The sequence below is a fragment of the Agrobacterium sp. GD03872 genome (assembly GCF_029840625.1).
Lineage (GTDB): Bacteria > Pseudomonadota > Alphaproteobacteria > Rhizobiales > Rhizobiaceae > Agrobacterium > Agrobacterium fabrum_A.
Map to the genome: position 1 here is coordinate 99,556 of NZ_JAOCCY010000014.1, position 14,704 is coordinate 114,259.

13 protein-coding genes and 2 pseudogenes are annotated in these 14,704 nt (G+C 57.5%); 5 read left to right on the plus strand and 10 right to left on the minus strand.

Translation table 11 applies throughout. The features are described from left to right. Window positions 1-1,489 precede the first annotated feature (1,489 nt). From repC to N5D22_RS22210, 7 genes are all read right to left on the minus strand, one after another. Window positions 1,490-2,704 (minus strand): plasmid replication protein RepC, encoded by a 1,215-nt coding sequence (repC, locus tag N5D22_RS22180; protein WP_011982934.1) that lies wholly within the window; start codon window positions 2,702-2,704, stop codon window positions 1,490-1,492. Between the two features lie 156 nt (window positions 2,705-2,860). After that, the gene (repB, locus tag N5D22_RS22185; RefSeq protein ID WP_011983024.1) at window positions 2,861-3,838 is read right to left on the minus strand and encodes a plasmid partitioning protein RepB; all 978 of its coding nucleotides are present in this window, start codon (window positions 3,836-3,838) and stop codon (window positions 2,861-2,863) included. Next, window positions 3,835-5,061, minus strand: coding sequence for a plasmid partitioning protein RepA (gene repA, locus N5D22_RS22190; protein ID WP_036589493.1), 1,227 nt, complete (start codon window positions 5,059-5,061; stop codon window positions 3,835-3,837). Before repA ends, repB begins: the two co-directional genes overlap by 4 nt. A gap of 436 nt (window positions 5,062-5,497) precedes the next feature. Further along, window positions 5,498-6,262 (minus strand): YoaK family protein, encoded by a 765-nt coding sequence (locus N5D22_RS22195; protein ID WP_011983022.1) that lies wholly within the window; start codon window positions 6,260-6,262, stop codon window positions 5,498-5,500. A 58-nt stretch (window positions 6,263-6,320) separates the two neighbouring features. Beyond that, the gene (locus N5D22_RS22200; protein ID WP_011983021.1) at window positions 6,321-7,391 is read right to left on the minus strand and encodes a site-specific integrase; all 1,071 of its coding nucleotides are present in this window, start codon (window positions 7,389-7,391) and stop codon (window positions 6,321-6,323) included. Then, complete coding sequence (locus N5D22_RS22205) at window positions 7,388-7,774, minus strand: type II toxin-antitoxin system VapC family toxin (protein WP_011983020.1); 387 nt, start codon at window positions 7,772-7,774, stop codon at window positions 7,388-7,390. Before N5D22_RS22205 ends, N5D22_RS22200 begins: the two co-directional genes overlap by 4 nt. Window positions 7,775-7,792: 18 nt before the next feature. Continuing rightward, the gene (locus N5D22_RS22210) at window positions 7,793-8,032 is read right to left on the minus strand and encodes a type II toxin-antitoxin system VapB family antitoxin (RefSeq protein ID WP_308400497.1); all 240 of its coding nucleotides are present in this window, start codon (window positions 8,030-8,032) and stop codon (window positions 7,793-7,795) included. Between the two features lie 165 nt (window positions 8,033-8,197). Here N5D22_RS22210 and N5D22_RS22215 point away from each other — a divergent pair, with 165 nt between their 5' ends. Together N5D22_RS22215 and N5D22_RS22220 are read left to right on the plus strand one after the other, a co-directional pair. Continuing rightward, window positions 8,198-9,151: a DUF1403 family protein gene (locus N5D22_RS22215; RefSeq protein WP_234797303.1), complete on the plus strand. Its 954-nt coding sequence runs from the start codon at window positions 8,198-8,200 to the stop codon at window positions 9,149-9,151. 2 nt (window positions 9,152-9,153) lie between these two features. Further along, window positions 9,154-9,858, plus strand: a complete 705-nt coding sequence (locus tag N5D22_RS22220; protein WP_052821095.1) for an SMC-Scp complex subunit ScpB — start codon at window positions 9,154-9,156, stop codon at window positions 9,856-9,858. Between the two features lie 274 nt (window positions 9,859-10,132). Here the strand turns inward: N5D22_RS22220 and N5D22_RS22225 are convergent, their stop codons facing one another. Both N5D22_RS22225 and N5D22_RS22230 read right to left on the minus strand, forming a co-directional pair. Then, on the minus strand, window positions 10,133-11,140 hold the full coding sequence (locus N5D22_RS22225; protein WP_052821096.1) for an IS110 family transposase: 1,008 nt from the start codon (window positions 11,138-11,140) through the stop codon (window positions 10,133-10,135). A 94-nt stretch (window positions 11,141-11,234) separates the two neighbouring features. Further along, window positions 11,235-11,995 (minus strand): IS5 family transposase gene (locus N5D22_RS22230; RefSeq protein ID WP_172873216.1). Its coding sequence is split into 2 segments (ribosomal slippage): window positions 11,235-11,671 and window positions 11,671-11,995, totalling 762 coding nucleotides; the frame shifts between segments, so codons are not numbered across the junction. A gap of 50 nt (window positions 11,996-12,045) precedes the next feature. Between N5D22_RS22230 and N5D22_RS22235 the strand changes: the two genes are divergently transcribed. From N5D22_RS22235 to N5D22_RS22245, 3 genes and pseudogenes are all read left to right on the plus strand, one after another. Continuing rightward, entirely contained in the window at window positions 12,046-12,756 is a 711-nt protein-coding gene (locus N5D22_RS22235) for a helix-turn-helix domain-containing protein (protein ID WP_072492865.1), read from the plus strand. Between the two features lie 62 nt (window positions 12,757-12,818). Beyond that, window positions 12,819-13,644: pseudogene (locus N5D22_RS22240) on the plus strand (IS66 family transposase); the annotation flags it as partial. Window positions 13,645-13,646: 2 nt separating this feature from the next. Further along, window positions 13,647-14,231 (plus strand): plasmid pRiA4b ORF-3 family protein, encoded by a 585-nt coding sequence (locus tag N5D22_RS22245; RefSeq protein ID WP_052821250.1) that lies wholly within the window; start codon window positions 13,647-13,649, stop codon window positions 14,229-14,231. A 107-nt stretch (window positions 14,232-14,338) separates the two neighbouring features. Here N5D22_RS22245 and N5D22_RS22250 read toward each other — a convergent pair. Continuing rightward, window positions 14,339-14,704: pseudogene (locus N5D22_RS22250) on the minus strand (DDE-type integrase/transposase/recombinase); the annotation flags it as partial.

Here is a 14,704-nt window from a genome sequence, read left to right on the forward strand (position 1 = left end):
TTTTCAGCGCATTAGTTGCTGTGGGAGCTCCCACAAGATGTTGCCGACCAACTGGTGTTGTTTTTGTCAGAAAGTCGGACCTTCATATTAACACAGCTAGCCCTTGATCTGCAGTCCTCTTCTATATCGGACAGCCTATCGAGCAAACGTGTGACGTCAACCTTCCGTCTATCTGTTTTGCCTCAACGATGAGCCACCCTCTTCAAGCAGGATTGTGCCGCTGAAGCCTGCGACCTCATCCTCGTTCACCGCGATGGACTTGGAGGGGTTTGCCTTGGAGTTTCGTCCAACAGATTGAGGTCTTCACCCCGATCCTGCTGGTGTTATCGCGGGCAGTTCAAGGAAGCCAGATCCGAGAAACAGCGCCTGAACGGTGAAAGCGGCCATCTAACTGTGATAGTTGCTCTGACAGTAGCCTCTGTCAGCGCAGATGTCGGACACGGCTTTCTGGACATGTGATCGATGACCGGAACGCTTTCAACGAAGACATTGCCGAGATACTTGCCTTCGTCATTTTCCAAGAAGGAGATTTCCGGTCTTTTTTTCACTGCCGTGAAAGGGAGGACATCGCCTGCGCTTTTTAGATCCCATACGAGGCGTCCAGGCAACGATACCCGACCAGATCCTCCTCCTGGCTCCTTCTCATTGCAGACTGCCGCGTCGATTGTTGATGAACGGCGTCCCAAAACTCCTTTCGACGAAACCAATACGCAACACTCCTAGATCGACCGACCTGCTGATTGTGGAGATCGGCCAGGTCGATATCATTACCTTGGAATGAATGTACGGCCGCCTGCCAAACCCGATGGATATCGATTAAATTTTTGTCGCAGTTTTGAAGTCTTTAGCAGGCGCTTCTCTCCCATATCCACGTCGGCAAGCGGTAATTTGAGATGCACTTTATCCATTTGGGTCGCCCACGCTCTACCGTGCTTCCGGAAACCGCGGAAGATGGGTTGCGGCTGTAACGGCCGAAACCGAAAGGTAAATCAATCCCGCGACTAGCGGGCTGCGCAAGTGGTCGAACAATCTTTTGTGGCGCGATAGTCTCGCGCTGCCGAGCGCGTTGCATAGATATCGTTCGCCAGTTTCAGCTCGACAACCTTCGCGCAAACGCTGTCTCAAACGTGGCGCAGGTACAACCTTCAATTCATGGCCGAGCTCGCAGGAGGTCTCGTTAATGTATCTCCTGTCTTAGATGCTCATACGCACATTGCCGCGTTCGCAAGAGGTAGCGCCGATCAAGATATGGATGACGCGGCCATGGGGTTTTGTAGCGATCCCGTTTCCAAGCCTTCTGACATCGCTCTTTCGCCCAGCAGAAGAAATGTGTGATGCGTTCCGGCCCTCTCAACTGTTCCCGCCAGGATTTTGCAACGGCACCATCGGCGATGAAAACCGTTGGCCGCCTATGCCTCGTGGTTCGGCAGTGCAATAGACTGCCAGCGCCGCACCAAGACCAAACGAGACCCAAGGGTTCCCGCCAGACCTATCCTGCGCTTCGAGCCTCTCGCCGACTAACGTTGAGGAGCGCCATCACCATAGGCCCGATCGAGAACTCCCCGCGCTCGGCTCGCCGCGTCAGGTCTCTGAGGTATCCTCCCGGAGAATTGATCATATTCGCCTTCTCGAGGATGCAGGCCGCCGCCACCGCAGCGTTTTCAGGCCCCAGAACCTCACAGGCCTCCTGATACGCGGAAGCACTGATACCCAGCATTGAGCGCACGACGACAGCAGCGGACATAAAATCTCGCCAGTGCACAATTTCTCCGTTCTTGCCGTAATCCGCAATCTGCGGGCATGCCTTCATCACCAATCCCAATGGGAACACCTTCGGCGGCTCACTCCGTCTTCCACTAACGGCACTCGGCTTTGCTCCCAGCTCTTTTCTGGAGCGTGGTTCAAGTTCATTTAGGGGTTCGGGTTTTGAATTCTGTATGTGCTGCTCAATATGGGCAGCATTGGTGCTATTATTTATGACTTTATCGTGCATTGCCAGTCGGTTGAGTACTTCTTCCTTCAGTACTCCCATCTCATCGAGCATGGCCGTCGCCTGGCTGAGATCCGGGGAGCGTGGGATACGGGCAATGAGCCCCACATACGTGTCCTCAACAGCTTGCCAATCTCCGTCAGCCCCCTCTTCCATAGCCGCTGTGATTAGCTTCCTGACGTCCCGCCGGCAAACGGTCAGCGCCTCCCTGACTTTCTTGAGGGCCGCGCGGTCGGCCAATATCTGTTGGGCCATCATTGCGAATTCTTCAGCACGAGCGAGCAGGGGAGACAGGTCGAAACCGAACGCGTGATCGACTGTGCCGGATGTATTTTTCCGCGCATAACGCTTGCCGTTAGCGCTGTCCCTTCGGACGATCAGTCCCGCATCGACCAGAACCGCGATATGCCGCCGAAGCGTCGAACCAGGCATGCTGTGCGCTCGCAGTGACAGTTGGATGTTTGATGGGAAAACAATGAGTTGCGCATCCGGACGAAGCTCGTTTTCGGGATAGAAGCTCAGAAGCGCGTCTAGGACCGCGAGGCTGTTTGACTGGATCCCTAACAACTCGATAGCCACCGAGGCGTCGCGGAACACTTTCCACTTGTCTACGCTCTTGCCCGCCCTGATTTCCCCGGCAGTTAGTTGCCGCCGTACGAGGGCAAGAGATATCGGACGCCGTCCGAACGGCGTTGAAACATTTCCTGTCTGCATCGTTTTCTACCTGTCAACAGGCAAAAGAAATTTGTTCGCCAAAATGGCGCCGAAAACTCTTGACGATGATTCTCGAAAATGCGAATCTGAACTTGCTAACGAACAGAATAGGGCTTCCGAGACGGCGACGTTTTGGGGGCTCTTTTCTTTTGCGGGTTAAGCTTCCTTCTCTTTGTCCTTGCTGGCCTGATGCTCCTCATAGAGCGCGGCCAGTCGTTCGAGTACGAAGGTCGCGAAGTCTGGCGTGGCCTTCTTGTCGATAGTTATTTCAAGTTTGGTCCTGCCGTTCTTGAGTTGGGCCAAGCGCCCCCCAGTTGATGTCGACAGCACTACCGGAACTCCCCGCTCAAGTCGGGCGGGTTTGAGATAAGCGATAATCTTTTTAAACCGCTCCTCCGATGGGAGAGTGTTCAGTGATCGAGCCAGATCGTGAACTTTTGCAGGTTCGGGAAACTTTTCAAGAAGCTCCGCCAATTGCTGCCAATTGCCCCGTCCGATTCCGGGCGCCGGGCCAATTGCGTCGACCAGTTCGGGCGGGAGAGCATCCACAAGGGCCATCATACGGGAGATGTCTGCTCTATCGATTGACATCGACGCGACGATAATCTCCCGTGTGAATCGGTCCTTTAGATTGGCCGCGAACCGCGCTTTCTCAATATAGGTGAGATCCGCACGCTCATTGTTTTCTTGACCCTGCGCGATCACCAGTTGTTCGTCGGTCAGTTCACGGACAATGGCTTTCGCCTTGATCCCAAGCTCTTTGAGCGCACGGAGGCGTCGATGTCCGAACGCAACTTGATACTTGTCTGGAAATTCGGGATGCAGACGAACGAGAATAGGGACCTGCTGTCCTTGTTCAGCGATCGATGCCTTCAAACCTTCTATGTCGCCGTCCATGCGGTCCTGAACAAACGACGGTTCTACAATGCCGGCGTCAATCTCGATTACCGCCTGGCCTTCCATCAGGCTCTTTTCTATCTCATCGGCTCGGCGGCTGCGGTCGTTCAGATCTCCGACCGACCGCTTGATAGCTGACATCGGTTTCGTAGACCCCTGAAGAGGCCTGGCATGTGGAGGCGGTGCCGGCGTTACGACAGGTGTTGGCAGGTCGGAGAACAGATTCTTTCGGCTCATGTTCTACCCCACGTCTTTTTGATGAGTCCTTCAATCTCATGATTGACACTGTTCATCGCTTCGAGCGCGCGATCATAGGTGACGCGGTTAAACTGACTTCTGTCGACCTCAAAAAGGGTCTGGTTGGTCAGGCCCGCGTCTGAGACCGCGGTACTCTTCACCATGGAATTAACCATTACGTTTGCTCCGAACAAGGATCGCAGGAACGCCACCATCTGGTGCTGAGGCCCGTCGGTGGGTTCAAAACGCGTGACGAGATAACGCATCCAGTTTTGTTTATCGTCGGCTCCCGCTTCTCCAATTGTGTCCATCAAGTCACTGGTCATCGCCAAAAACTGGTTCATGGACATGACGTCTAGCATTTGTGGGTGGACTGTAATCAGAACTGACGTCGCTGCGGTCAGTGCAGAAAGCGTCAAATAACCAAGCTGGGGAGGGCAGTCGATGACTACGACGTCATAAGCATCGGCGATCTCATCTAGCGCGTCCGACACGCGGGCAAAGAAAAGCTTGTCGCCGGGCACTCGGTTTGCCAGAGCCATAGGGGTTGCATGTTCGAATTCCATAAGTTCAAGATTACCGGGGATCAAATGAAGGTCTGGAATATAGGTTGCTCTGACAATATCCTGGATCGGCCGTCGCTCATCATCATATCGGATAGCGCCGTAGATCGTGTCGTTCGGACCGACATCCGTTTCTGGCTGGCTTCCAAACAACGCCGATAAGCTCGCTTGAGGATCAAGATCGACAGCAAGGACGCGATATCCTCGAAGCGCCAGATATTGGGCAAGATGGGCTGATGTCGTTGTCTTTCCCGAGCCGCCCTTAAAGTTCATGACAGCAATGATCTGAAGTTCCTCACCCTCACGGCGATGGGGCAAGTATCTCCCGGCCGGCCGACTGCCCGCATCCATGTACTGGCGTATTTTCGCAATGTCCTCGACAGAATATACGCGACGGTTGCCTGGACCAGAAGCCACTTTGAAGTTCAGGCTATCATCTTTCTCCATCTCGCTAACAATGGTGCGAAGATACCCTTCCGCGCAATCGAAAAGCTTCTCAGCCTCTGCCGGCGAGAAGTTTCGAATCGTCTTGCGTGCGTGGGGCGGAAACATCTTAGTTTGGTAAGCTTGAAGTTGCGCCGACAGCGCAGCCGAATGGGTTCGGACAAGATCCCGAAAACCCGAAAACTCCTCGATAGGTGCCAAATCCAAATTCACCATTGCCGCACTTTCTTACCCAAGATACGGAGTTTTGCCAGCGCACGGCTAAACTCCGCAAACAGATAAGACGCGATTTCCGGTTTCCGCAAGCGCTTTATAGTTAATGAGATATTAACGCTGGGCCATTCATGTCGCGAATGAAGCCGGAATTTCGCCTCAAACTCCCAGAAACCGGCAGATGTTGGCCTTTTTCATTCAATAATAACGGTTCCCAAAAAAAGAGTCGATAAACACGGTTCGATCATCATTTTCGTCCGAGTTGCTGCACGTATTAATGAATCACTGCCCATTTGGCTGAAGTGAGTCGGCGCAAATAGCGGCCGATACCGGTTGTTGTGCCGGTTCTTCAACTGCAAGCAGGCGGAGATTCCGCAGTCCGACGCAAGTCGTCTCTTACAAAGATACTGATGGTGTCACTATCCAACTCACGCAGCTATCAGCGGGAGTTTCGGCGGGGCAAGCGAATTCGCCTTGTGCCGCTGGTGGCATACGGCTTGCGCTTCAGTCTGATCCCTTTGAGTGAAATTACGAACAAAGATACCGCACAGATCAGCAACAAGTACCCGCCTACATGCTGATAAGCGAATACGCCTAATATGCCTCCAACAAGGAAAGCTCCTATCGTCCAAATGTGTAACGTGAGCCGTGTACGGTTTTCAACAGCGTACGTGTCTGGCTCTCGTCCCCGAAGAATGTCCAGCGCAATACCAAGTTCAATGCCTACGTCGGTCGCCATCCCGGAGACATGGGTGGTCCGCACGCGAGCATCGGAAATTCGGGTGACGGTGGCGTTCTGCAATCCCATTAAAAAGGCCAGCCCAAGTGTTAAAAGGGGAGGGCGCCACATTGCAAGGAACCAGATGTCCGCTATCCCGAGCACAGCGAGCAGGATGGCTTCCAAGAGGATGCTATAGGCATAGATGGCCGCGATGCCGCGGCGCCGTCCTGAGTTGATAAGGAGGGACGAAATCGCGGCACCGAGGATGAAGATTATGATCACGGTGAAGAAAAAAACTGCCTGTCCCCAATGCGCGGTCGCAAGATGGTCGGACAGAGATGAAACGTTGCCGGTCATGTTGGCGGAAAAGAACCCAACGGCATAGAAGGCTGCGGCATTCAACGCGCCGGCTATCATCGCCAATGAGCAGGCGAGGTTGAGGTTGATGCGCTCGTTACGGGCGGCGCCCTGGCTGATCAGCATTCCTACGATCCGAAGTGTTCACAAGGTCGGGTAGGCCGAACCCTATGCGTTGCGTACGTCATAGTCCGGCGGCCTTAGTTAGATTGACCCTGAACCTGTCTCGACGTCGCTGATACCGCCTGGTCATCTCGGCCGAGGCGTGCCCCAGTTGCTTTTGGACATAACGCTCATCGACTTCGGCAGAAGAGGCGAGGCCGGCCCGCAATGAGTGCCCTGAGAACTTCAACCAACGCTCGATCTCGGCCAGGTCGCCTCGAATACCCGCGGCCATCGCTGTGCGCTTGACTAGGCGGGCGATTTCTTTGTCGTTCAAGCGATCCGATCCAACGGCCTTTCCTTGTCCGGTAACCCGCCGGAAGAGGGGGCCATGGGCGAGCTTGGCGTATTTGATCCAAGTTTGGAGCGCGAGGACGGGGCAGGTGTTGTCGGACGAGCCTCTACCGATCTCCACTTCACGCCAACCCGTCTTGCCCCGAAGCGTCACCAGCATGCCTTTGTCGAGGATCTCGATCCAACCGCGACCGTCTTCGGTCTGATCTGCCTTGAGATCGAGGCAAACGATCTCGGACCGTCGAAGTCCGCCGGCATAGCCGATCAGCAGCATCGCCCGGTCGCGCATGCCACGCAACGTGCCGCGATCGATCGTTTCCAGCATGGCGATGATGTCGGTTGCCATGACCGCTTCCTTCTGGACCGGCGGGCGGGCATGGCTGTTGCGAATGCCGGCCATGACAGTTGCAATATGCCGGTCCTTACGATCGAGGCTCAGGCCGCGTTGCGCGTAATTCCAGGATATCGATGAGAGGCGTCGTTCAATCGTAGAAACGGAATTTGGCTTGGCTCCACGCTCCACGGATCCCGAGGCGCAGGCGGTGATGTAGAGACCAACGGTTTGAGGATGCGGGGGGAGGGGGGAAAGATTGGAGCGTCGGCACCAGGCAGAGAAATGTTTCCAGTCTGATGCGTAAGCTTTGCGGGTGTTGACGGAACTGGCCGCCTCGACGTAGCCGCGCGCCCGATCGGTGAGATCCTGAAGGTGGCCCGGCAAGCCGAACCCCGGCTGCGGGGCAGGGGACGGGGCTACCTCCGCCAGATCCTCATCAGCAATGATCTTTCCCTCACTATTCATGCCGCTTCGATATCCGTCTGCTTAAAATCTTCCCCGATGAAGAGAAGGGCGTCGTCGGCCCGCTTTGCCAGCGCGTAGGAAAAGCAGTCCGCAAAATTCAGTCCGGCGCGATGTCTGCCCATGCCATAGGTGAGCCACGCTTGGGTGGCGAGATCGACCAACTCGGCATCGACCGGAATGATTTCCGCCGCGATCTTGGAAAGCCACAAGTCGATTTCGGCCAATGCATGCTCGCCACGACGGCTGACCATCACCATGCGAGCTTCGAACACGCATGTCGCCGGTACCAATCGGATCGGGTCGGCGACGATGGCTCTCTCAAGTCGTTCCGCCTGTGGCTCGTTGCGCAGGATCGTGACGATCGCCGATGTATCGATGACCATCAGTTCGGGATTCCGTGCTCATCGAACCCGACGATGTCCTCGTCGCTGCGCTTTTCCAACTCTGGAAGCTGTGCTCCTCTTTCTGATAGCGCGAAGTTCATCAAGCATGCGGTCCTTCGGGACGTCGGCATGCCCGAGTCGGTGAAGGCGCTCGGTCAGGGCCTGGTGGATTGCCGCCGTTTTGCTGATACCCTGGCGCCGAGCGAGCTCGTCGACGAGCGCTACAGTGGCTGGATTTTTGATGTTCAGCGACACCACAACCTCCAAAAATCTACCTTTTCGTCATTATCTACCAAAACTTAAGACGCGCGTCAACAATGTCCGATAATGCAAGATTATCGGACGTTTTAAATAACATACAAGCCGTGCGGTTTAGTCGGATATAACTGGCGTAAACTGCGCACATGAACTATGCTTCCGGGCATGGATTCGATCGCGACCCCGCACTCACCCTCACCGACCTGGTCATCCCGCCTGCCGGGCTGGGCGCTGTCACGCGGCCGCGACCCGAGCGATATCGACGCCGCCTTTGTCGCCGGTATCGCCCTGAAATCACTCGATGATCTGATCCGCGCCGAACCGCCATGGCTCGGCTGCTGGCGCGATCGCCTTGCCCTGAAATCCGCCGCCATTGCCGCCCGAATGCTTGGTCGCAGCGAGGAAGAAACTGCAATCCGCGACGCGGTGTTGCTGACGTCTTCTGGCGATGATCCCGGCCCGGCTGGAAAGCTGTTTTTGGCCACACGAATCCTGGCGCGCCGGACTGGGACGCTCGCCACACCGTTTGTTAAGGAGCTTGTCGCGCTGCTAGGGATGACGTGGGACAACAACCTTGCCTCGATCCCGGACATCGTCGATTCTGCAAATCAGTCCGGGCGAGCAACACCCTTCGCGGTGGCGGACCTTATAACGGCGATCTCTGCCGTTCGCCCGGACGCCGAGGCGCTGGCCTTTGGCCTCGCCGAGCTCGTGCTGGCGCAAAAGCTGAACTGGCCGAAACCCGTGCCGCTGCTGCTGCCCGAGCGTTTTGGCCCGGCGTTCCGCACCATCGGTGGTCGTGGTCGCGTCCGGCCCGGCGAACCGGCCTATTCGAAGGCCGTCTGTCTGGCATTGGTTAGCGGCGTCGAGACCGCACTACGCTCCGCCGTCGAGATTGATCGCCGCGCCGCTCGGTTGCTGGCCGTGGCGCCGAAAGTGCGAACCAAGGGCGCCGAAGCGGTGATCCGCAAGTTGCTGAACGAGGATGCGATCGCCGCTTCGGCTCCCGGCAGCAGTCTTTCGCGATGGGCGGCCAACCGTCTGTTCGACCGGCTCGAAAGTTTCGAGGCGGTGCGCGAGCTCTCCGGCCGCTCCTCCTTCCGGATTTTCGGGTTGTGACGATGGCGGGAGCGAGCACAGCCAAAGCCAACCGGCGTCAAGCGAAGGATCGACAGCAAGAGGTCCTGTACGATCGGGAGCTCGAAGAGCTGCCGCCGGAGCTGCGCTGGCGGGAATGGATGATGCGGGTCGAGGCGGTGATCTTTGCCTCAGCCGAGCCGGTCAACCGTGAGACGCTGGCGCGGGTGGTGGGAAAAAACTGCAGCATCGATCTGCTGATAGACGATCTCATCGAGGAACTGCGAGACCGGCCCTATGAACTGGTGTCGGTTGCCGGCGGCTGGCAGCACCGGACCCGGCCCCGTTTCGCCGAGACGATCCGGTCTTCTTCGGCGCCAACCCGGGGAGGGGCAGCAGCCCTCTCCGAGTTCGAGGCGATGGTGCTGATGGCGGTGGGATATTTCCAGCCGGTGACCCGCGGCGAACTGTCGAAGATTTTTGGCAAGGAGGTCAGCCGCGACGTCATCGGTAATTTGCGGAGTGGCGGTTACGTCGGCTCCGGGCCACGGAGCCCGACGCCAGGCGCGCCATATACCTATGTGACGACGCCACACTTTCTTTCGGCGTTCGGCATGGATACGCTGCGCGACATGCCGAATATCGAGGCACTGGAAGATGCGGGCCTTCTTAGCAGTAGAATCGGATCAGAAGCTTTCATCAACGATCCAGGTGACGAGAACGATGAAGCTGACGCTGACCCTAGTTAGCCGTCTTTGGTTCGATCGCTAGGGTTAGGATCTGTAATTTGCAGAGCTTGGCGGTGTTGTCCCTTGAGGGTTTCAAGGATCTGTCCGCACTGATGGCTGCAGGCAGCGATCGTGCTTTATCGGGTTTCACAAGGTCGAACGTTGCATTGACTCGATGCGGGCTTCTGGCCCATCCGGTAACCTTCGCAGATCGTTCGTCCCTGCGTTCCCTCTCGGGACACCGCCCTCGGATCAGCTATCCGGCTTCACCGCTGGCAAATAATCTTATCTCACCTCATGCTTCGAACAAAGTGCCATCGCGCAGCATGGCATGCATGATGACGGCAAGACGACGCGCCAGCGCCACCCGTGCCTTCCGCAGTCCACGCCGCTTGGCGATCTTCATTGCCCAGCCCTTGAGCGGGAAGCTCCCACGACTGCGTGTGAGGATCGAGTTGGCCGCTTCGTAGAGGAGTTTCCGCACCGTGCTGTCACCTTGTTTGGTGATCCGCCCCGTCAAATCGATTTCTCCTGATTGATGACGTTTGGGGACGAGGCCAAAGTAGGCACCGGCAGTGCGTGATTGTCGGAAGCGGCGGACTTCATCAACGGCAGCGACAAAAGCAGCAGACGTTTGCACACCGACACCGGGGATGCTCATGAGTTGCCGGCAGGATTGCGATCCATGAGCGAGCTCACGTAAAACCCGATCCATCTCCTTGATCTGCGCCGTCAGGCCTGTTCTCACTGCAAGCAGTGCGGTGATGCTTTGGCCCAAACCGGGTGTTTTAGCTGCCTCCATCACCCGATCAATAAACGCCTTGCCTTGGCCAGGCCCGGGCTTGAAGCCGAAGGTCGCACAAAGACCGCGGATCATGTTGTCGAGGCGAACTCGAGATTCGACCAGGTGGTTGCGTGTCGTAATGATGCTTCGCACGCCGTGCGCCGCAGGAGATTTGACGTGCACTTCCTTGTAGAACCCGGTTCTGGCCAGTTGGGCCAGGCCGGCTGCGTCATGCGGATCGGTTTTATTGGCCTTCAATGCCTTTAGGCTTTGATGTGCCTGCCGGGCATCGATGCAGACAATGGGAATATCCAGAGCACGCAAGCCATGGCAGATCGCCGGCGACATACGTCCGGTTTCTATTACAGCTCGTTCGACGTCGCCGACTTCGCGCAATGCATATGCGATCATATCAGGACGGCTCTCGACCTTCATCGAGGCGACCTTCTTACCAGTCTCGTCAACAATGCAGATCTGCGTGGTTTCCATCGACAGGTCCAGTCCGGCATAATACGTCATGGCTGCTTCCTTCCTTCAGCTTTGGATAGCCAGAAGTGTGACCCATCTTTCAGGTCCGAGGGAGGCAGCCACAAATTACCCGATGACTCATTGCTCATAGCCAGAAGATAACGGTCGCAGCGAGAGCGATGGCGGAGAGGAAGACCATTGGGCATCTGTCGTAGCGCGTAGCGACACGCCGCCAGTCTTTGAGACGCCCGAACATGATCTCGATCCGGTTGCGCCGTTTGTAGCGGCGTTTGTCGTATTTGATGGTTTTGTTGCGGGACTTCCGCCCCGGAATGCAGGGGGTGATCCCCTTCGCCTGTAAAGCGTCACGATACCAGTCGGCATCATAGCCACGGTCGGCCAGTAGCCATTTGGCCTTGGGAAGTTCATCAAGCAAGGCGGCAGCACCGGTGTAATCGCTGATCTGACCGGCCGTAATGAAGAAGCTGACCGGGCGACCATTCGCATCCGTGACGGCATGAAGCTTGGTGTTCATGCCGCCTTTCGTGCGTCCAATCAGGCGGCCCGCACCCCCTTTTTTACCCGCAGGCTGGAAGCTGTGCGGTGGGCCTTGAGATAGGTCGCATCGATCATGATGGTCTTGTGCTCTGCAGCTTCAGGCACAGCCAGGCCCTCCATCATCTGGATAAAGATGCCCTTGTCGCTCCAGCGTTTCCAGCGGTTATACAAGGTCTTCGCCGGACCATATTCCCTCGGCGCATCACACCACCGGAGGCCGTTGCGATTGACGAAAATGATGCCGCTCAGGACACGCCGATCATCGACACGCTGGCGGCCATGGCTCTTGGGGAAATAGGGCTGAAGACGGGCCATTTGCTCGTCCGTCAGCCAAAACAAATTACTCATCAGTCGGGCTCCTATCCGCCCGTCTGAATCATAGCCGTCAATTCAAATCAATGGGTCCTGACCCTAGGCTAGTCGCATGGCTGGCTGAGAATGGTCCACGCTCCCGCCGCGTATGCTCCGTGTGCGTCGGGGCGTTCCTCCTTGCAGAAGCGGGCTTGCTTGCTGGTCGCTCTGCCACGACGCACTGGGGTTTCATAGAAACACTAAAGCGCAAGTGTGACGGCGCGACCATTCTTGATGGCCCAATCTTCGTACACGACGGCAACATCTGGAGTTCGGCCGGTGTGAGCGCAGGCATCGATCTTGCGCTGCATCTTGTCGAAGATGACCACGGCCGGAAGCTTGCAATGGATGTCGCGAAGATGTTGGTGGTATACTTTCGCCGCCCGGGAAATCAGCATCAATTCAGCACCAGCCTGTCGCTTCAGGCTTCGACGGACACCGATTTCTCCGATCTCCTCACCTGGGCCGCGGGCCATCTAAAGGAGAATCTCTCCGTTGAGGTACTGGCGAGCCGCTCTGGCATGAGTGTGCGTTCCTTTACCCGCAAGTTCCGTGTGGCCGTCGGGTTAACCCCGGCTGCCGCAATCGAGAAGATGCGCTTCGAGCGGGCCAAACAACTCCTGTCCGAGGGCGATCTACCCCTGAAGCGAGTAGCCACTGTCTGCGGCTTTCAAGATGAGCAAACGCTGCGGCGAGCGTTTTACCGAATTGCGGACGTGTCACCCAGCGAGTACCGCCAGCGGTTCAGCAGCTCGTAGGTCTGGCCGACATTATTTGGCTGAGCGATTCGGCTAGCAGCGACTATCCTCATAAGGCGAGCACGACCGGGCGAATATGGGTTTACGTGCGTGACGATCAGCCATTCGCCGGGCCTGCACCACCGGCTGCGGTCTTCTATGCTTCCAGCGATCGGCGCGGCGAGCACCCGCAACGGCATCTGGCCGACTTCAGCGGCATCCTTCAGGCTGATTGCTACAACGGCTTCAATCCGTTGTTCGACCGGACGAGAAAGCAAATGCCGGCAACGCCCGCCTTCTGCTTCGCCCATGCGCGCCGGAAGTTCTTCGAACTGGCCGATGTCGCGCGAAACGCCCGGCGCGGCAAAGGGGCCAAGCCGATCTCGCCGGCGGCCCTCGAAGCCGTCAAGCGCATCGATGCCCTGTTCGCCATCGAGCGCGATATCAACGGCCAGAGCGCGGCAGAGCGGCTTGCCGTCCGGCAGGAGAAGAGCAAGCCCTTGCTGAACGATATGGAGGAATGGTTGCGCGCCGAGCGGGGCGGCCTCTCGCGTTCATCGCCGGTGGCTGGGCCGATCGACTACATGCTGTCGCGCTGGGCCGACTTTGCCTGCTATGCCGACGACGGCAGGATCTGCATGACCAACAATTGCGCGGAAAGAGCGTTGCGCGGTGTGGCTTGCGGAAGAAAGGCCTGGCTCTTCGCCGGTTCCGACCGTGGCGCCGATCGCGCGGCCATCATGCTCACGCTCATCATGACCGCACGGCTGAATGACGTGGATCCCAAGGCTTGGCTCGCCGATATCCTTGCTCGTATCGCTGACCTGCCGATCTCTGCCGGAATTGCTTCCGTGGGAGTGGAAGCGGCTACGCCAGGGTGAAAGTCCAGCCCTCATGCTGGCGGCCTGACGATGGCAGCTTCCCTGGTCCGTTTGAAGGTTACTCTTGATCATGTCGAACCAACGGTGATGCGGCGCATTGTCGTGCCCTGGCGCATCCGGCTCAGCCGATTGCATGAGGTCTTGCAAGCCGCGATGGGCTGGACGAATACCCACCTCTACGAGTTCCAGATCCGCGATGTCGGTTTTGGTTTGCCCGACCAGGAATGGGGGGATGGCCCAATCGATGCGCGCAAGGTCTCGCTCCTGTCGGCAATCCAGGACACCGGCGCGAAATCCTTCAAATACCACTACGACTTCGGTGACGGCTGGACGCACAGCATCAAGATCGAGCGCACGTTCCCCATCGTTGCGCTGGCAGACCGCATGCTGATCGAGGCGACGGGGCGCTGCCCGCCGGAAGACGTCGGCGGCCCTTGGGGATACCAGGAGTTCCGCGAGGCGCTTGCCGATCCCGCTCATGAGCGGCACGCCGAGCTTGCCGAATGGTGGGGCGCCAAAGACTTCGACCCGAACCATGCTGCGTTCGCCGACCTCAACAGAGCCGTTGAACACCTGGTCGCAAAATGGGCGCGTCGATCACGCCGGAAAACCTGACGGTCCGCTACGCCACGCCCCCCAACTCCGAACCGAACCTCACCACCATAAACCGGTTGGTTCTCATCCGCGCGCGCAGATACCGCGTGGCTGTTCGGATGCTTACCCAAGGTAGCGAATTCCACCGCCTCGAAGCTGCGCCATGGTCCACGCCGATGAATGACCTCGGCCTTGTAGAGACCGTTGATCGTTTCGGCGAGGGCATTGTCATAACTGTCGCCGACACTTCCGACAGACGGCTCGATGCCAGCTTCTGCCAATCGCTCGGAATACCGAATGGACACGTATTGAACGCCGCGATCGGAGTGATGCACGAGGCCGCCGCCATGAGCGGGACGCCGATCATGAAGTGCCTGCTCCAGCGCATCGAGGACGAAGCTCGCATGTGCTGTCCGGCTTGCCCGCCAGCCGACGATGCGACGAGCGAAGACGTCGATGACAAAGGCCACGTAGACGAAACCCTGCCAGGTGGC